We start from the raw sequence: 18,682 nt of genomic DNA, 5'->3' as shown, positions 1-18,682 counted from the left end.
GGTCACGGTGAGCGTGGGCCCCGTCGGCCCCACCTGAGCCGGGGTAATAGGTCTGATTCGCTTCGATTGTCAGTCGCCTCCGGTAGATTCGCGGCTCGTTGATCATTCGATCGCGGTGACGCCGCCGTGCGCGCGAGCTCCCGCGACCCTTCCCTTCTGGAGGTCGAAAGGCTTGGACGCGGACATCTCCGCGTGGGAACAGCGCAGCGTGGTGCGGGTCGTCCCGCCCGTGCAGCCGCGCAAACTCGCCAAGGTGCCGTTCGTCGAACTCGCGGACGGACGGCTGCAGGGCGTCGTGTCGAGCGGATCCGACATCGCACGGGTCTACGTCTCGTCGATCGCCGCCGGCACCCACGCGTACACGTGCAGCACCAACAACAACCGCCCGTGCGGCGGGCTGTACGGCACGCCGTGCAAGCACCTGCGCGCGCTGGCCGACGAGGCCGTCCTCCAGTACGGCCTCGACCGGGTGGCCCGCTACCTGCGCGTCGAGGTCGCGGCCGGGGGCGACCTGCTGGGCAGCCTGAGCGGCGGCCCCACGCGGGCGCCCGCCGCCGCGGTGTTCGCCAGGTTCCTGCGCCACCTCGCCTACCTGGAGGTTCCCGACAGCACCGCCCCGCTGGCGGAGCTCCACTGGTTCCCGGCGGTGCGGTGATGACGGACACGCGGCTCGGGGAGCTGCTCACGGGACTGCCCGCGGGAACGGGTGAGGCGCTCGACCTGGTGACGGGCTTCGACGGCGCGTTCGCGCTGGGGTTCGCCAGGGTCGGCGAGGAGGCGGAGTCGGCGCTGTCCGGCCTGGCGGGTGCGCTCGCGGCCACACCGGTCGGGGCGCGGATCGCCGAGGCGGCCGAGAAGGTGGCGGCGGGCTCCGTCGCCGACGAGCACCTCGCGGCGCTGGCCGGCGGCCGGGCCGCGCTGCTCGGCGCGGTGCACGACGCCCTGCTGTCCGGCCTGGACGCGGCGCTCGGGCGCACCAGGGAGGCGTGGCAGCCGGCGGCCCCGGCCGCCGGGATCCCCGTCAACCTGCTGGAAGGCTGCCGGGTGTGGCTGCGCGAGCTGGCCATCACCGGCTGGCGCGGCGTGGACCACGACCTCGTCACGGCCTGCGACCAGGCCGTCGAGGCGCTGCTCGGCGTCCCGGAGCTGCGCGGCCTGGCCGTGCTGCTCGACGGGCTCGCCGCCGAACTGCGCGCGTCCTGCCCGGTCGCCACGGTGGACCGGCTGCCCGCCCGCCGCTGGGCCGACCTGTGGACGCGGGGCCTGCTGCTCGCGCAGTCCGGCCCCTGGCAGGGCACGGCTGAGCCGGTGTCGGGACGCCTCCTCGTCCTCGGCGCCGACGTGCACGAGCACGGCACGGTGGTCCGCGTCCAGGTCCACGGCGTGCTGGAGCCCGCGGGCGGCGGCACGCCCCGCCTGGTGCGCACCAGCGTGGCCGCGGCGAAGGTGGAGACCATCGTCGGCCCCGCCGTGTGGCGGCTGCTCGCCGGGTACCCGGTGCTGATGGGCGCCCTGGCCGAGCGGCGCGTCCTGGACGTCACCGACCTGCCGCTGCTGCCCGGCGGCGACCTGGTCTGGCACGACGACCGCGCGACCGCAGGCGCGGAGGCCGACCCGTTCACGACGGCGCGGGTCATGCTCGGCGGGGCCGTGGCCGCGCCGGTGCCGCCGCTCGACCGCCACCCGGTGCGCATCGCCGAGCCGGTGCTGCTGGAGGGCTACACCACCGACGGCACGACGCTCGACGTCGGCGGCGAGGGCCTGGAGTGGGACCTCGACCGGCTGCCCGCCTGCGGCCCGCTCACCCCCGAGCTGGTCGCCGCCTCCACCGGCTGCGTCGGGCTGCTGCGCTGGGACGGCCGCTGGCTGCTGCAGCCGCTCGCCGTGCAGACGGCGGTCAAGCGCAAGCCGGTCGCCGTCCACACCGCCGACTGGGCGACGGGGCCGACCGACCCGAAGGCGGTCAAGGCCGAGGCCAAGGCCGGCGACGTCGTCGCCGTGCTGCGCGAGCGGGCGGGACGGCTGCTGCGGAAATGAGCGAATCCCCCGACAACGCCGCAGAGCACCGGCGTCAGCTGCTCTACTGGCGGCTGATGTCGCGCCTGTTCGGCGCGGACGAGCAGCCGTCGCTGGAGTCGTCGAGCGTCGCGATCGTCGACGACCTCGGCCTGCCGCCCGCCCTGCTCGACCCCGCCGTGTCCGTCGACACCCTCGTCCAGCGCTACCCGGAGCTGGGCGAGGAGTTCCAGAACCTCATGGCGGAGCAGGACCCCGACGACGACCCGGCGCGGGCCGGGGCCGACGGCGACGAGGTGCGCCGCGCCGCGCTGGTGTCGAAGCTGCTGCTCAACGTGTTCGCCACGGGCAGCGGCGACGTCACCGCCGCCGACCTGGCCCGCTGGAAGCAGGACGCAGCCTGGTTCGAACGCGGCATGGGCTGCGAGCCCGGTCAGCTGCGCTCGGGCCCCGGCAACGAGGAGCTGGCCGCCTGGCTCGCCGGCATGGAGGGCGACCTCGTCAAGCGCATGCGCCTGCGCGAGGTGCTCGCCGACCCGGCGCTGGCCAAGCAGCTGACGCCCAGCATGTCGCTGATCGAGCAGCTCCTGCGCGACAAGTCGAACCTGTCGGGCGTCGCCCTGGCCAACGCCAAGGCGCTCATCCGCAGGTTCGTGGACGAGGTCGCCGAGGTCCTGCGCACGCAGGTGGAGAAGACCAGCGTGGGCGTCATCGACAGGTCGGTGCCGCCGAAGCGGGTCTTCCGCAACCTCGACATCGAGCGCACGATCTGGAAGAACCTCACGAACTGGAGCCCCGAGGATCAGCGGCTGTACGTGGACCGGCTGTACTACCGGCACACGGCCCGCCGCACCACGCCGGCCCGCCTGATCGTGGTGGTGGACCAGTCGGGCTCGATGGTCGACGCCATGGTCAACTGCACCATCCTGGCGTCGATCTTCGCCGGGCTGCCCAAGGTGGACGTGCACCTCCTGGCGTACGACACCCGGGCGCTCGACCTCACGCCGTGGGTGCACGACCCGTTCGAGGTGCTGCTGCGCACCACGCTCGGCGGCGGCACCGACGGCACGGCCGCCATGGCGCTGGCCAAGCCGAAGATCGCCGACCCGCGCAACACCGTGATGGTCTGGATCTCGGACTTCTACGACAACCGCGCGCTGATCAACGACTTCGAGGCGGTGCACCGCTCGGGGGTGAAGTTCATCCCGGTCGGCTCGGTGAACAGCTCCGGGTACCAGAGCGTCGACCCGTGGTACCGCCAGAAACTCAAGGACCTGGGCACTCCCGTGATCTCGGGCCACATCCGCAAGCTCGTGTTCGAGCTCAAGAACTTCCTCACCTAGGAGACCCGCGAATGACCGACCTGCTGCGTGCCCCCGCCGAGGTGAAGTACGCCGAGGAGCTCGACTGGCTGGAGTCGATCGACGACGGCGCCAAGCCGTTCTCGTGGCGGCTCAGCCCCAAGATGGTGCGGCTGTTCGTGCTCGGTTCCGAACCGTCAGACGGGCTCGACCGCGAGATCCCGCAGAAGTGGTTCGGCGACCGCAGCTTCGTCGAGCGCAGCATCGTGACCCTGGCCTCCGACAGGGGCCTGCTGCTCATCGGCGACCCCGGCACCGGCAAGAGCTGGCTGGCCGAGCTGCTCGCCGCCGCCATCTGCCGCAACTCCACCCTGGTCGTCCAGGGCACGGCCGGCACCACCGAGGACCACATCAAGTACTCGTGGAACGTGTCGATGGTGATCGCCAAGGGCCAGTCCCGCGAGTCGCTGATCCCCTCGCCCATCATGACCGCGATGGAGCAGGGCGTCGTCGGCCGCTTCGAGGAGCTGACCCGCTCCACCAGCGACGTCCAGGACGCCCTGATCTCGATCCTGTCCGAGAAGTACGTCTCGATCCCCGAGCTGGACGACGACAACATCGTCTTCGCCAAGCCCGGCTTCTCGATCATCGCGACCGCGAACAGCAGGGACCGGGGCGTCAACGACCTGTCGTCGGCGCTCAAGCGGCGCTTCAACTTCGTCCGCATCCCGGTCGTGACGAGCAAGCGCAGCGAGGCGGAGATCGTCCGCTTCCGCACCGAGGAGCTGCTGCGCAGGCACCGCATCGAGCTGGACGTCCCCCCGACGCTGCTGGACATCCTGCTGCAGAGCTTCGCCGACCTGCGCGCCGCCGCCGCGTCGGCCGCCAGCGACGACGAGAAGCTGGAGTCGGCGCTGTCCACGGCCGAGCAGATCGGCGTGCTGGAGGACGCCATCCTGCACAGCCACTTCTTCGGCGACCGCACGTTGCGCGCCGGCACGCTGGCCGGTTCGCTGGTCGGCTCGCTGGCCCGCCGCAGCCCCGAGGACCTCGCCATACTCAACAAGTACTGGCACGGCGTCGTCGAGCCGCGCAGCAAGAAGGACGGCGGCGACTGGCAGGACTTCCTCGAAGGCGGTCGTGAGGCGATCGCCACGCTGTCGTGAGCACCTTCGAGGCGCTGCGGCGGCAGCTCGGCGACGCTGCCGCCGCGTTCGCCGGCGACTCCGTGTCGGCCATCCTCACCGGCATGGTCGACGACGTCGACCGGGCGCTGAGCGAGAAGCTGGAGATCTTCCCGGTCTGCCACCACTCGCCGGCGTCGGCCCTCGCCATGGTGCGGCGCCTGCGCGAGAAGCAGCCCAAGGTCATCTACCTGGAGCTGTGCGAGGACCTCGGGCCGCTGCTGACCGAGCTGCGCAACTGCCGCCTGCCGGTGGCGCTCCAGGCGTTCGCCACCGAGCTCGACGGGTTCCCGCCCGCGTGGGGCCCGCTCAGCGTGGTCGCTCCGATCACGGAGGCGTCCGCCGAGTACCAGGCCATCGCGTACGCGCTGGAGACGCCCGGCGTCGAGCTGGTGCTGGTGGACCGCTCGTCCGACCACGTCTTCCAGTCGCACGGGCCGGAGGAGGCCGCGGACTCCCCTGAGGAGCCGCCGCGCGAGGGCGCCGGGCTGCACGGCGACGCCGTCGGCATCGAGATCGGCGACCTGCGGCCCCGCTTCGCCGAGCTGGAGGAGCACCTGCTGCACCACGGCAAGGTGCGCCACTGGTCGGAGTGGTGGGACCAGTACGTCGAGCAGCCGCTCGCCGGGGCGGACTACGACACGTACCGGCAGGTCATGGTGCTCATCGGCAGCCTGTTCCGCCGCCTCGACCCGGGCGACGGCGACAGGCTGGCCAGGGACGAGGACCGCGAGCGGCACATGTGGACGCGCATGCGCGAGCACCTCGCCGCCTCCGGCGCCGACCCGGCCGACTGCCTGTACGTGTGCGGCGCCTTCCACGCGGCCAGCAGGGTCGAGCAGTTCGGCCTGGACGCCGCCGCGCCGTACGAGATCGCGCCGCCCACCGGCACCCGCTGGCTGTACGGCCTCATCCCGTCGAGCCACTCGGCGATCGAGACGCAGTTCGGCCTCGCGCCGGGCTCGGTGTCGATCGCGGCGGCCACCTGGTCCAAGGCGGTGGGCAGGAACGGCCTGACCCCGTTCCAGCTCGCCGGGCAGAAGGGCACGCGCAAGCGGGCCGCCAAGCTGCCGCCGCCCGCGCCCCCGGCGCCGCCCTCCGACCGGCTGTCCGGCTACCTGTCGGCGCCGCCCCCGCTCGACGGCCTGGACGAGGAGGAACTGCGCGGCTGGTGCGTCGACATCGTCAGGCTGGCCAGGCGCAACGGCTACCTGGCGAGCACCGCCGACGCCATCGCGGTGTTCGAGACGTCGATCCTGCTCGCCGCGATGCGCAACCGGCCCAGGCCGACGCCGTACGACTTCCAGGACGCGGCCGTCACCTGCATCGAGAAGGACGTCGTGCCGGGCCGCCGCGACGTGCGCCGCCTGTGCGAGATCCTGCTGGGCGGCGACCGGGTCGGCACGGTCGGCTACGACGCGCTGCCGCCGCTGGCCCGCGACGTCTTCGACCGGCTCCGCCCGCTCGGCGTCGACCTGGAGAAACGCACGATCCAGCGGGCCCTGCTCGACCTGAACGCCGACCCGGACCTCGCCGCCTGCTCGAACCTGCTGTGGATGCTGCGCTACCTGCTGCCGGCCGACGCCGTACGGCCGATCATGGGCGAGCGCAGGCTGGGCGAGCGGTCCATCCAGGAGAGCTGGGACGTCGCGATCGGCCGCCACCAGCGGTCGATCATCGAGCTGGGCTACGAGGGCGTCACCGTCGAGCAGGTGCTGGAGCAGCGGCTGCGCGCCTCCGTCTGGGACCAGAAGGCGACGGCCGCCACGGCGCTCGCCGCGGTCGAGGACGCCATCCTCTACCTCGGCAGCCGGCGGTTCGCCGACGAGCTGGGCGCCCGCGCGGTGGAGCTGCTCGCTGCCGAGCGCACGGTGGACGACGCGCCCGAGGTGCTGCGCAGGATCCGCCGCCTGCTCGCTTACTTCAGGGCGAACGAGCCGGAGCTGCCCGCGTGGTGCGAGTCGTTCGTCACAGCCGGGTACGCGCACTACTGCACGCTGCTGCCCACGGCGTTCGTCGACGACGACACCGGGGTCAGGCAGGTGGGCGCCATGCTGGGCTTCCTGTTCACGATGGAGAGCCTGGCGATGGCGCTCGGCTGCGACAGGGCGCAGCTGGAGATCGCGGTGCAGCAGTCGCACCCCGAGTCGCCCGCGAAGGTGGCGCTGCTGTGGGCGGCGCGCAACCAGCTCGGCCTGCTGCCGCTGGCGGAGCTGCGGGCGCGCTGCGACGAGCTGCTGGCCAACCCGTTGGTGGTGCCGTCGTTCCCGCTCTACGTCACGGGCTTCGTCCAGGCGATGGAGCTGGCGCCCGGCCTGTCGGGGTTCGTCGTCGAGGTGGTGTCGAAGGCGTTCGGGCGGCTGCCGGACCGGGTGCTGCTGCCCTGGCTGCCGAAGCTGGTGACGACGCTGCGCGCCCAGGCGGGCGAGCTGATGCCGGTGCTGGTCCGCGAGGCGGGCCGGACGTACCCGGGGAGCCTGCCCGCGCTGGACGCGTGGACGCCGCCGTGGGAGCGGCGGGCCGCCGCCCCCCGGCCGAAGGCGTCCGCCTCCGCGGCGGGGCCGGTGACGGAGCTGCTCGTCGCCCATCCGGCGGCCTGCGACGCGGTGGCGGAGCTGCTCGGCTGCGACGGCCAGTGGCAGGCGCCGCAGCCGTCGGCGCACGGCGCGGCGGAGGTCCTGCTCGCCGGGCACCCCGAGACGGCCGCCGCCGTCGCCGTGCTGCTCGCCTGACCACCCACCAGGGGCGGACCGCTCACGGGCGCAGGCGGACCGCCGTCACCTTGTACTCCGGGCACGAGGTGACGGTGTCCGCCCGGTCGGACGTCAGCGTGTTCACGCCGCTGCCCGGGAAGTGGAACGCGCAGAACGCCTGGCCGGGCGCCGTCTCCTCGCCGACGTGGACGGTCAGCCTGGCCGTGCCGTGCCGGCTCTCGACCGTCACCGGGTCGCCGTCGCGCAGCCCGTGCCCGGCGGCGTCCACCGGGTGCAGGTCGAGCCGGTCCACGGCGTCGAGCCGCAGGTTGCCGCCGCGCCGCGTCATGCTGCCCGAGTTGTAGTGCGCCCAGCGCCGCCCGGTGACGAGCACGAGCGGGTAGTCGTCGTCGGGCTCCTCACCCGGCGGCAGGTACGGGCAGGCCGACAGGTGGGCCAGGCCGTCCGCCGTGGCGAACCGCTCCCGGTACAGCCTGGCCTCGCCCGGACGGTCCGCGTCGGGCGCGGGCCAGCAGACGGCGCCCTCCCGGTCCAGCCGCGCGTGCGACAGCCCGGCGAACAGCGGCGCGAGCGCGGCGCACTCGTCCAGCGCGGCGGCGGGCGTCGGGCAGCCGAGGTCGGCCCCCAGGGCGGCGGCCACCGCGTGCACGACGGCGAAGTCGCTGCGGGCCTCGCCCGGCGGGGCCAGCGCGGGACGCACCCGCTGGAAGCGGCGGTCGAAGTTGACGAACGTGCCGTCCTTCTCCAGCCATGACGCGACGGGCAGGACGACGTCGGCGCGCCGCGCCGTCTCCGACGGGAACAGCTCGTCGCACACCACCAGCGGGCAGGCCTCCAGCGCGGCGGCGACCCGCCGGGCGTCGGGGTCGGTCGCGCACACGTCCTCGCCGATGACCCACAGCGCCCGCAGGGCGCCGGACCGCGCGGCGGCGAACATCTGCGGGATGCGCAGGCCGGGCCGCGCCGGCACCTCGGCCCGCCACAGCCGGGCGGCCCGCTCCCTGGCGACCGGGTCGGTGACGCTCTGGCAGCCGGGCAGCTGGTCGGGCAGCGCGCCCATGTCGGACGCCCCCTGCACGTTGTTCTGCCCGCGCAGCGGGTTGACGCCGTACCCGCGGTCGCCGCCGACCGCGCCCCGCAGGATCGCCAGGTTCGCCAGCGCCCGTACGCCGTCGGTGCCGTGCAGGTGCTCGGTGACGCCCAGGCCGTAGAAGACGGCGGGGCGCGCGGCCCGCCCGTACAGCCTGGCGGCGGCCACGAGGTCGCCCTCCGGCACGCCCGTGACCGCCGACACGCGGTGCGGCGGGTAGCCGGCGAGCAGTTCGGCCAGCTCGGGCAGCCCGGTCGCGCGGCGGCGCAGGAAGTCCTCGTCGGCCAGGCCCTCGGCGAGCAGGACGTGCGCCAGCCCGTGGAAGAGCGCCACGTTCGTGCCGGGGCGGGGCCGCAGGTGCACGTCGGCGTGCAGCGCGAGCCCCACGGCGCGCGGGTCCGCGACCACCAGCCTGGCCCCGCGCAGCACGCGCTGCAGCAGCCGCGCCCCCACCACCGGGTGGGCCTCGGCCGGGTTCGCGCCCACGACCAGCAGGCAGTCGGCCCGCTGGGCGTCGTCGAAGCAGTCGGTGCCGCCCGGCAGCCCGAACGCCGCCGTCAGCCCCGCCGCCGACGGCGCGTGGCACAGCCGGGAGCAGTTGTCCACGTTGTTCGTGCCGATCACCGTCCGCATGAACTTCTGGACCAGGTAGTTCTCCTCGTTGGTCGCCCTGGCCGACGAGATCGCCGCCACCGCGTCGGGGCCGCCCGACGCGACCGCCTCCCGCAGGCCGCGCGCCACGACGTCCAGCGCCTCGTCCCAGCCGGCCGGCTCCAGCCTGCCGTCGCGGCGCACCAGCGGACGGGTCAGCCGCTCCTCCGAGACGCGGAAGCCGTACGCGAAGCGGCCCTTGACGCAGGCGTGGCCCCGGTTCACCGGCCCGTCGCCGGCGGGCAGGGCCGCCACCAGCTCGTCACCGCGCGTCAGCACGTCCAGCGCGCAGCCGACACCGCAGTAGCCGCAGGTGGTGCGGGTGGTGACGAGGCCGGAGGGACGCCCGCCGTACGGCAGGCCGGGCTCCGACAGCGCGCCCGTGGGGCAGGTGTCCACGCAGCCGCCGCACGCCACGCAGGCGGAGTCCACCCACGCCCCGCCGGTGCCCGGCGCGGCCACGGCGTCGCCCCCGCGCCCGGTCAGCGCGATGGCGAACGTCCCCTGCACCTCGGCGCACATCCGCACGCACCGGCCGCAGGCGATGCACAGGTCCCTGTCGAGCCGCACGTACGGATGGCTGTCGTCGCGGCCCCGCCCGGACAGCTCGCCCAGCGCGGACTCGGGCCCGATGCCCAGCGACGCGCACACCCTGGCCAGCTCGCTGCCCTCGGCCCCGCCGGTGAGCGCCCTGGCCGGCAGGGCGGAGACGATCACCTCGACCGCCTCCCTGCGCAGCGCCCGCAGCTCCCGGGTCGCCGCCTGCGCCCGCGCGCCGTCCCTGACGGGGGTGACGCACGAGGCGACGACGCTCCCGCCGAGCTTCACCAGGCAGGTCCGGCAGGAGCCCGCGGGGGAGAGCCGGTCGTCGTGGCAGAGCGCGGGCACCTCGACGCCGGCCGCCCGCACGGCGTCCAGCAGCGACGACCCCGCGGGCACGGCCACGGGCAGGCCGTCCACCTCGACCGCGACCACCCCGTCCCCGGTCATCACAGCCACCCCGGCAGGCGGCAGGCGCGGGCGAGGCTGCGCACCGCGGGCGGCACCCGGCGGCCGAACGCGCACAGGCTCGCCTCGCCCATCACCCGCAGCACGCGCCGGTACTCGTCGCCGCGCCGGGTCCGGTCGGGTCCCGGGCCGTCCGCCCCGCCCTCCAGGGCCTCCCGTACGAGGGCGAGGCCGCGCCGCGACCCCACCCGGCACGGCGAGCAGGCCCCGCAGCTCTCGGCGGCGGCGAACTCCCAGACGTGCCGCAGGATCTCCTCAGGCCTGGCCCGCTCGTCGAACGCGACCAGCCCGGCGTGCCCGAGCGCCGCCCCCCGGCACTCCAGCGCGGCCTCCGCCAGCGGCACGTCCAGCGCCTCCGGCGCGAGGAACCCGCCGAGCGGCCCGCCGACCTGCAGCACCCGCAGCCGCGCGCCGTCCTTGAGCCCGCCGCCCAGCTCGGTGACGATCCGCCGCACCGGCGTGCCGAGCTCCACCTCGTAGCAGCCGGGCCTCGCGAACCGCTCGGACAGGCAGACGAGCTTCGTCCCCGCCTCGTCCCTGGTGCCCCTGCGGGCGTACGCGCGCCCGCCCCTGCGCACGATCCACGGCACCGCGGCCAGGGTCTCGACGTTGTTGACCACGGTCGGCGCCCCCCAGACGCCCCGCCGCGTGGGGTACGGCGGCCGGGGCCGCGCGCACCCCCTGTCGCCCTCCAGCGAGGCGATGAGCGCGGTCTCCTCGCCCGCGACGTACGAGCCCGCCCCCTGGACCACCTCGACGTCCACGTCCACGCCGCTGCCGTGGACGGACAGGCCCAGGTGGCCGTCCTCGTACGCCCTCCGCACGGCGGCCCGCATCGCGGCGAGCGCCCGCGGGTACTCCGAGCGCACCAGCACCACGGCCCGCCGCGACCCACAGGCGAAGCAGGCCAGCGCCAGCCCTTCCAGCACCCGGCCGGGGTCCGACTCCATCAGCAGCCGGTCGGCGAAGGAGCCGGGGTCGCCCTCGTCGCCGTTCGCGATGAGGACGGTGTCCGGCGAGCCGCCCGCCGACGCCCACTTGGCGGCCACGGGGAACCCGGCTCCGCCGCGCCCCCGCAGGCCGGAGGCGGCGACCTCGGCCATCACCTGTTCGGGTGTGCGCAGCGCGAGCGCCGAGGGCCAGACCTGCCAGGGCGGGTCGCCGCCGGCGATCCCGGCGAGCGTCACGGGGTCGCCGGTGGCGTCGTACGCGGGCACGGGCGGGTCGAGCGGCGGGCGGCCGCCGGTGAGCTGCGCGGCGAGGCGCGGGCCGGTGCACGGCGTGTCGCCGTCGAGGCAGGCGGGTCCGGCGTAGCAGTAGCCGAGGCAGCGTACGCGCTGGAGGGAGACCGCGCCGTCGGGGCTCGCGGTGCCGGCCGCGACGCCGAGCGCCTGCTCGGTCTCGGGCAGGTGCCGTCCGAGGCGGGCGGCGAAGCAGGCCGCGGCGGAGCAGACGCGTACGTGGCGGCGGCCGTGGGGGGCGGCCAGGTCGGCGTAGAAGGTGGCGGGGCCGAGCCCGGCGGCCGCGGGCAGCCCCAGCCGCGCGGCGACGCCGGGGGCCCAGGCGGCGGGGTCGTCGGCGCGGCCGTCCCTGGTGGCGTCCAGGGACGCGATCAGCTCGATGCCGGGGCGTCCCCGGCGGTCGGCCAGCGCGCGGAACGCGTCGAAGCGTTCGGCTCGGTCCACGGACGCATACCTTCCCGCTGCCCGGCCGCCGCCGCCTCCCGCCGTCCAAGACCCGGGCACAATCAGGTCAAATTTCCCCGTATGTCCGGAAGGCCCACATTTATGGGACCTATTTCCCTTTTCGTCCGAAAAATGGCGGACAAAGACTGACAGAAAGGGGGAGGTTGCTAATGATCACTCTGAGCATCATCAAGGCCGACACCGGGGGATTCGTCGGCCACTCCGCCGTGCACCCCGACATGCTCGCCGAGGCCCGCCGCGAGATGACCCGCGCCATCGAGGCCGGCCTGCTCGTCGACGGCCACGTAGCGAGCTGCGGCGACGACATCTCGCTCATCATGACCCACACGTACGGCCCCGACGCCGACCTGATCCACTCCTTCGCCTGGGACACCTTCCAGAACACCGCCCACGTCGCCAAGGACCTCGGCCTCTACGGCGCCGGCCAGGACCTGCTCTCGGACGCGTTCTCCGGCAACCTGCGCGGTATGGGCCCCGGCTACGCCGAACTGGACTTCGAGGAGCGCCCGTCCGAGCCCGTCGTCTGCTTCCTCGCCGACAAGACCGGGCCTGGCGCGTGGAACCTGCCGCTGTACAAGATGTTCGCCGACCCGTTCAACACCGCCGGGCTGGTCATCGACCAGAAGATGCACGCCGGCTTCGTCTTCGAGGTCCACGACCTGCAGGCGGGCAAGCGCATCCTGTTCGACTGCCCCGCCGAGCTGTACGAGATGCTGATGTACATCGGCGCCCCCTCCCGCTACGTCGTCCACCGCGTCCGGTCCAAGACCCTCGACGAGACCGCCGTCGCCACCAGCACCCAGCGGCTGTCGCTCATGGCCGGCGAGTACGTCGGCAAGGACGACCCCGTCATGATCGTGCGCTGTCAGTCCGGCCTGCCCGCCGTCGGCGAGGTGCTGGAGCCGTTCACGCTCGCGTACGGCGTCGCCGGCTGCCTGCGCGGCTCGCACCACGCGCCGCTCATGCCGGTCGCCAGCGGCCACGCCCACCCGTCACGCTTCGACGGGCCGCCGCGCGTCGTCGCGCTCGGCTTCCAGATCCACGACGGCAAGCTGATCGGCCCCCGCGACCTGTTCGCCGACCCGGCGTTCGACAAGGCCAGGGAGCAGGCCAACGAGGTCATGGACTACCTGCGGCGGCACGGCCCGTTCGAGCCGCACCGGCTGCCGCTCGACGAGCTCGAATACACCACGATGACCCTGCTCACGGAGCGGCTGGCCGACCGGTGGACCCCGATGAGCACCGAGGTCGCCACTCCCGCGGGGACGGGCGGCCGGGGCTGAGCGCCCATGCCCCGCTGCAACGACGCGGTCGCCGACCTGCTGCAGGAGTACGCCGACCTGATCGCCATCACCGGCGGCGAGCCGTTCAAGGTCCGCGTCTACGAGAAGGCGGCCAGGTCGGTGGGCGGCTACGTCCAGGACCTCTCGGCCCTGGACGAGGCCGGGCTGCGCCGGATACCGAACGTCGGGCAGTCGATCGCCGCGAAGATCGAGGAGTACCTGCGCACGGGCGCCATCCACCAGCTTGAGGAACTGCGCGCGAAGGTCCCCGCCGGCGTGCGCAGGCTCATCGACGTTCCCACGCTCGGCCCGAAGAAGGCCATGGTCCTGTACGAGGAGGTGGGCGTCCGCTCCGTCGAGGACCTGGAGGCGGCCATCCACGCGGGCAGGCTCCAGGGCCTGCACGGCTTCGGCCCGAAGACCGAGGACAACCTCCTGCACGGCATCGCGCTGATGCACAAGACCGGCGCCCGGGTGCGCCTCGACGCCGCCATGGAGGTCGCCGAGGCGATCGTCGCCGCGCTGTCGGACGTGCCCGGCTGCGTCCGCTGCGCCTACGCCGGGTCGCTGCGCCGCATGAAGGACACCATCGGCGACGTGGACGTCCTCGCCACCGCCGACGACTCCGCCGCGCTGATGGCGGCGCTGCCCGGCCTGCCCGCCGTCGCCGAGGTGATCGCCCACGGCGAGACGAAGACCTCCGTCAGGACCGACACCGGCCTGCAGGTGGACCTGCGCGTCGTCACCCCGGGGAGCTGGGGCGCCGCCCTGCAGTACTTCACCGGCTCCCGCGCGCACAACATCCGCACCAGGGAGATCGCCGTGCACAAGAAGCTCAAGCTCTCCGAGTACGGCCTGTTCGACGTGGTGACCGGTGACAGCATCGCCTCCACCGACGAGGAGGACGTGTACGGCCGCCTGGGCCTCCCCTGGATCGCGCCGACGCTGCGCGAGGACGCGGGGGAGATCGAGGCCGCGCTCGCCGGCGCCCTGCCCAGGCTCGTCACGGCCGGCGACATCCGGGGCGACCTGCACACCCACACCGTCCTCACCGACGGGCTCGCGTCGCTGGAGGAGATGGCCGAGGCCGCCGCCGCGCGCGGCTACGCGTACTACGCCGTCACCGACCACGCGCCCGGCCTGTCCATGCAGCGCATGACCGACGCCAAGGCGCTCGAACAGCGGGAGCTGGTGCGGGCGCTCGACGGCGCCCTCGGCGGCATGCGGCTGCTGCACGGCATCGAGCTCAACATCGGCCCCGACGGCGACGTGGACTGGCCGCCCGGCTTCCTCGACGGCTTCGACCTGTGCGTGGCGTCCGTCCACTCCCACTTCGGGCAGTCGCGGGCGGAGATGACCGCACGCCTCGTACGGGCCTGCGAGAACCCGCACGTCAACATCGTCGGCCACCCCACGGCCCGGCTCATCGGCAGGCGGGAGCCCGTGGACGCCGACTGGGCGGAGGTGTTCGCCGCCTGCGCCCGCACCGGCACCGCCCTGGAGGTCAACGCCTTCCCCGACCGGCTCGACCTCCCGGCCGACCTCATCAGGCTCGCCGCCGGGGCGGGCGTGGTCTTCTCGATCGACACCGACGCCCACGCCGTCCCGCACCTGGCCCACCTCAGGTACGGCATAGGCACGGCGCAGCGCGGCTGGCTCACCCCCGAACAGGTGATCAACACGTGGCCGCTCGACCGGCTGCGGCGCTTCCTGCGGAAAGGACGACGTACACGATGACCGACAGGACGCCCGGCAACGGGCCCCCGGACCAGAGGCCGCCGCACCACGAGACGCAGGGGAACGGGATGCCCGGCGGCGGCATGCCGGACAGCGAGATCGAGTTCCGCGCGGTCGCGTGCCGGCTCGCCCAGGCGATCCACCACCATCCGCGCCGCGCCGACGTGGAGCCCCTGCGCGAGCCCGCGCGGCACCTGGAGACGCTCCTCGCCGCCGACGCCGAGGTGGACCACGTCGAGAACGCCGCGCTGGCCGTCATCGACATCTACGACCGCTCCGACCTGGAGATCGCCGACCCCGCCGTCGTCGCGGCCATCGAACGGCTGCGTGACGCGGCGGCCGAGCTGGACGAGACCACTTGACCCGCCCGGGGATGCCACCCCTCCTGACGGGTATGCCTAACGTGGTGTGAAGAGCGCGGTGCGCTCGGGGGACTGCTCAGGGGGACGGCCATGACCAGGACGATCGTCGTCGGCTTCGACGGTTCCGAACCCTCGCTCGACGCCGTGAACTGGGCCGGCCGGGAGGCCGCCCTCCGCGACGCCACCCTGCACATCGTGCACGCCGTCGCGCGCTGGACCCCCGACGTGCTCCTCGTCCCCGAACCGTCCGGCTGGGACGTCGAGGCCGAGGCCGCCGCCAGGCGGCAACTGGAGGAGGCCGCGCTCCGCGCCAGGGCCGGACGCCCGCACCTGCCCGTCACCACCGACCTCGCCGCGGGCTCCGCCGCCGAAGCCCTGATCTCCGCCGCGGAGGAGGCCGACCTCCTCGTGGTCGGCAGCCGCGGGCGCGGCGGCTTCACCGCCCTGCTCCTCGGCTCCGTGAGCCGCCACGTCGCCACCCGCGCCCCGTGCCCGGTGGCCGTCGTCCCGCAGCCGCGCCCCGCCGGCGCGGGCACCGCCGCCGGCGCCGGCACCGTCGTCGTCGGCGTGAGCGGCCAGCCCGGCCAGGACGACCTCCTCGACTTCGCCTTCGCCGAGGCCGCGCTGCGCCACGCCACGCTGCGCGCCGTCCACGGCTGGCTCCACCCCTCCGCCATCGCGCCGGGCGACATGCAGCCCCTCGTGTACGACATCGAGACCGTCGGCGAGCAGGAAGCCCTGCTCCTCGGCCAGATCCTGGCCGGCTGGCGCGAGAAGTACCCCGACGTCCGCCTCACCCAGCACGTCGCCCACGGCCACCCGGCGGAGATCCTCATCCGGGCCTCGGAGGACGCCGACCTCCTGATCCTCGGCACCCACGCCCGGCCAGGACCCCTGCCCGCCCTGGGCGGCACCGTCCACGCCGTCCTCCACCACGCCCGCTCCCCGATCATCGTCGTCCGCACCTGACCGCGCGGACGGACGGGTCACGGGAGGAGGCCGAGCCTGCGGGCGGTGACGACGGTCTCGTAGCGGTTGTGCGTGCCCAGCTTGTGCATGGCGCTGCGCAGGTAGCTCTTGACGGTCTCCGGCAGCAGCCCGAGCCGGCGGGCCGTCTCGGCGTTGCCGCAGCCGACGCCCACCCAGCTCAGCACGTCGAGTTCGCGCGGCGACAGCCACACCCCGGCGGCGGGCCGCGGCGTGCCGCCGCCGCTCAGCCGCGCGCAGACCTCCAGCAGCCGCTGCCGCAGCTCCGGATCGGCGACGTCGTGGGCGATGGTGCGCAGTTCGGCGTTGGCCTCCCGCACCTCCTCCAGCGCGGACGTGCTCTGCCGCTCCGCCGTCGGGGAGGTCTGGGCGACGGCGAGCCGCCTGGCGACCTCGGCGCGGATCCGCAGTTCGGCGCCGAGCTCCCTGCCGACGCACATCCCCGTCGTCAGCACCTTGTCGCCGAAGGCGAGCCGCTGCCTGGTCGCGCCGTAGAGCACGGCCCGTACGACGCCGTCCACGACGACGGGCACCGCCAGCACCGCGCGCAGCGACTCGGCCAGGACGGGACGGTCGTACTCGTGGGAGATGTCGGTCGAGTCGGCGTAGTCGGCGACGGCGGACGGCTTGGCGAGGGCGAGCACCTTGCCGCCGAGGCCGGTGCCCGAGCTGACGGCCAGGTTGTTGAGCGCCGTCGTCCGGGTTCCGCGCATCTCGGTGAGCGTGATCCGGCGGCGCTCGCCCACCATGCCGCCGAACACCACAGGCAGGCCGGCGGCCCGCTGCAGGCTGGCGAGCGCCTGCTGGAACACGTCCGAATCCTCCACCATGTCCCGATCCAAACATGCGGGTGGTCGCCACACCACCCCTGTTCGGGGGTGGTGCGACCGCCCGGAACGGACCCGGACCGCGCGCGTGCGGCCTGCGGAGAGAGACGCGGCCGGAGGCGTGCGGCCAGGTTGCGTGCCGTGAGAGCCGCGGCTGCGTCGGCACTGTCTCCGGCGACAGCGAGGCGTTCCGCAACCTGGCCGCCATGCTCGGCATCGACCCGGGGCCTCCCAGCCCCTGGTGTGCGAACAGAACAACGTCGGAGGCCTGATCGCCATCGGCTGCGGGCCCGCCACGATGGGGTGACCTCACCCCGGCGCGGCTGGACGACGCGGGCGGCGCCACGCCCGGCCCGGGTCAGGAGGGCGGCTCGCCCGTGGCGTTCCTGATCTCCTCGGCGATCTTCCACAGGGGCGCGCGCCGCGTCGTCACCAGCACGACGACCTCGTCGGAGTGCGCGTCGCCGCTGGCGTCCCGGCCGTCGGCCCACGGCTGCAGGGCCCGCGTCACCTCGTCCATGGCGGAGGTGAGCCGGGCCCGCGGGTCGCCCCGGCCGCCGCCGCGCAGCCAGCTGCGCAGCACGTGGTTGTGGGCGGCCACGACGGCCGCCGCCGCCACCTCGTGCCGCAACCGCGCCGCCTCCCCGCCCACCCCTGGGCCCACCTCCGGGCCCACCGGCGGCTCCTTCGCGCCCGCCGGTGCGGCTTCGCCGGCGGCGCCGTCGCCGGTGGCCTCGTCGCTGCGCCCGCCCAGGTAGCGGGTGAAGGCCCGCTGGTAGCGGCTGGTCGCGGCGATCTCGCGTTCCCGCAGGGCGGGGACGCGCCGCGTCAGCTCGTAGCGCTTGACCGCCGTGTCGGGGTCCTCGACGTACATGTCCAGGACGATCCCGGCGGCCTCCGCGATCACGAGCAGGGGCGGGCGCAGGGGTGAGGCGGCGTCCAGGAACGCGACCACCCGCTCCAGGCACTCGTCGTGGTCGGGGAAGATCGCGTCTTCCTTCGTACGGAAGTGCCGGAAGAACGTCCGCCTGGCCACGCCGGCGGCTCTGGCGATCTCGTCCACGGTCGTCTCGTCGAACCCCGTGGTGAGGGACAGGCTGATGGCCGCCGACATCAGCTCGCGGCGCACGTCGCGTCTCGCCGGCATGCGGTCCCTCCCGTCGTCCATGGCGCTCCACCGTAACAGCAGCTCTTCCCCTATGGCACTCAGTGACTTACGATAAGGCACTAAGTGCACACTTCGGGATTGGGAGAGGCCCATGAGCCTGGCGAGCCACCTGCACGACGCGGCAGAGGAGCACCCGATGCTCCGCGAGACGGTCCGGGCCCTGGCCGACGACAAGATCGCTCCGCGTGCCGCGGAGGCCGACGAGACGGGCGAGTTCCCGTGGGACGTGTACAAGGCGCTGGTCGCGGCCGACCTGCATGCTGTCCATGTCCCGGAGCAGTACGGCGGCGCGGGGGCCGATGCGCTCGCGGCGGTCATCGTGATCGAGGAGGTGGCGCGGGCCTGCGCGTCGTCCTCGCTGATCCCGGCGGTGAACAAGTTGGGTACGGTGCCGTTGCTGCTGTCGGCGTCGGAGGAGCTCAAGTCGCGGTATCTGCCGCCGGTGGCGCGTGGTGAGGCGATGTTCTCGTACGCGCTGAGCGAGCCGGAGGCGGGTTCGGACGCGGCCGCGATGAAGACGAGGGCGGTGCTCGACGGCGATCACTACGTGCTCGACGGCGTCAAGATGTGGATCACCAACGCGGGTGTGTCGGAGTACTACACGGTCATGGCGGTGACCGACCCGTCGGCGGGGGCGCGGGGCATCTC

Annotated in this window: 14 protein-coding genes; 10 read left to right on the top strand and 4 right to left on the bottom strand. The window is 74.1% G+C overall.

Annotated elements, in window-relative coordinates:
• The first annotated feature begins 172 nt into the window (after positions 1-172).
• From BMX74_RS33100 to BMX74_RS33080, 5 genes are read left to right on the top strand one after another with little or no spacing between them, the layout of a single operon-like run.
• On the top strand, positions 173-655 hold the full coding sequence (locus tag BMX74_RS33100) for a hypothetical protein (RefSeq protein WP_055508859.1): 483 nt from the start codon (positions 173-175) through the stop codon (positions 653-655).
• A complete protein-coding gene (locus BMX74_RS33095; RefSeq protein ID WP_055508857.1) occupies positions 655-2,037 on the top strand; it encodes a hypothetical protein in 1,383 nt (460 codons plus the stop codon). Before BMX74_RS33100 ends, BMX74_RS33095 begins: the two co-directional genes overlap by 1 nt.
• Positions 2,034-3,359: a VWA domain-containing protein gene (locus tag BMX74_RS33090; RefSeq protein WP_091104508.1), complete on the top strand. Its 1,326-nt coding sequence runs from the start codon at positions 2,034-2,036 to the stop codon at positions 3,357-3,359. The genes BMX74_RS33095 and BMX74_RS33090 overlap by 4 nt, the downstream gene beginning before the upstream one ends.
• A gap of 11 nt (positions 3,360-3,370) precedes the next feature.
• On the top strand, positions 3,371-4,483 hold the full coding sequence (locus tag BMX74_RS33085; protein WP_055508685.1) for an ATP-binding protein: 1,113 nt from the start codon (positions 3,371-3,373) through the stop codon (positions 4,481-4,483).
• On the top strand, positions 4,480-7,233 hold the full coding sequence (locus BMX74_RS33080; RefSeq protein ID WP_055508688.1) for a DUF5682 family protein: 2,754 nt from the start codon (positions 4,480-4,482) through the stop codon (positions 7,231-7,233). The genes BMX74_RS33085 and BMX74_RS33080 overlap by 4 nt, the downstream gene beginning before the upstream one ends.
• A gap of 22 nt (positions 7,234-7,255) precedes the next feature.
• Here BMX74_RS33080 and fdhF read toward each other — a convergent pair whose 3' ends face one another.
• Positions 7,256-9,946 carry a formate dehydrogenase subunit alpha gene (gene fdhF / locus BMX74_RS33075; RefSeq protein WP_091104506.1) on the bottom strand — a complete coding sequence of 897 codons (2,691 nt, stop codon included), beginning with the start codon at positions 9,944-9,946 and terminating at the stop codon, positions 7,256-7,258.
• On the bottom strand, positions 9,946-11,649 hold the full coding sequence (locus BMX74_RS33070; RefSeq protein ID WP_055508692.1) for an NAD(P)H-dependent oxidoreductase subunit E: 1,704 nt from the start codon (positions 11,647-11,649) through the stop codon (positions 9,946-9,948). The genes fdhF and BMX74_RS33070 overlap by 1 nt, the downstream gene beginning before the upstream one ends.
• Before the next feature lie 170 nt (positions 11,650-11,819).
• On the opposite strand from BMX74_RS33070, the gene fbp reads away from it, so the two are divergent.
• The 4 genes from fbp to BMX74_RS33050 all read left to right on the top strand — a co-directional run bounded on the left by fbp (position 11,820) and on the right by BMX74_RS33050 (position 16,021).
• A complete protein-coding gene (fbp, locus tag BMX74_RS33065) occupies positions 11,820-12,953 on the top strand; it encodes a fructose-1,6-bisphosphate aldolase/phosphatase (RefSeq protein ID WP_055508694.1) in 1,134 nt (377 codons plus the stop codon).
• A 6-nt stretch (positions 12,954-12,959) separates the two neighbouring features.
• Positions 12,960-14,690: a DNA polymerase/3'-5' exonuclease PolX gene (polX, locus tag BMX74_RS33060; RefSeq protein WP_091104505.1), complete on the top strand. Its 1,731-nt coding sequence runs from the start codon at positions 12,960-12,962 to the stop codon at positions 14,688-14,690.
• On the top strand, positions 14,687-15,052 hold the full coding sequence (locus BMX74_RS33055) for a hypothetical protein (RefSeq protein ID WP_055508698.1): 366 nt from the start codon (positions 14,687-14,689) through the stop codon (positions 15,050-15,052). The genes polX and BMX74_RS33055 overlap by 4 nt, the downstream gene beginning before the upstream one ends.
• Before the next feature lie 90 nt (positions 15,053-15,142).
• Complete coding sequence (locus BMX74_RS33050; RefSeq protein ID WP_055508700.1) at positions 15,143-16,021, top strand: universal stress protein; 879 nt, start codon at positions 15,143-15,145, stop codon at positions 16,019-16,021.
• Positions 16,022-16,038: 17 nt separating this feature from the next.
• On the opposite strand, the gene BMX74_RS33045 is transcribed toward BMX74_RS33050, so the two are convergent.
• Positions 16,039-16,869, bottom strand: a complete 831-nt coding sequence (locus tag BMX74_RS33045) for a helix-turn-helix transcriptional regulator (protein ID WP_055508702.1) — start codon at positions 16,867-16,869, stop codon at positions 16,039-16,041.
• A gap of 355 nt (positions 16,870-17,224) precedes the next feature.
• Complete coding sequence (locus tag BMX74_RS33040; protein ID WP_091104503.1) at positions 17,225-18,034, bottom strand: TetR family transcriptional regulator; 810 nt, start codon at positions 18,032-18,034, stop codon at positions 17,225-17,227.
• Positions 18,035-18,125: 91 nt separating this feature from the next.
• Here BMX74_RS33040 and BMX74_RS33035 point away from each other — a divergent pair.
• A partial coding sequence (locus BMX74_RS33035) for an acyl-CoA dehydrogenase family protein (RefSeq protein ID WP_218154126.1) occupies positions 18,126-18,682 on the top strand: 557 nt, incomplete at its 3' end.

Source organism: Nonomuraea pusilla, assembly GCF_900109355.1.
In the GTDB taxonomy this organism is placed as follows: Bacteria; Actinomycetota; Actinomycetes; order Streptosporangiales; family Streptosporangiaceae; genus Nonomuraea; species Nonomuraea pusilla.
Note: the sequence above shows the minus strand (reverse complement) of the source record. Positions and strands in the feature narration are given on the sequence as shown.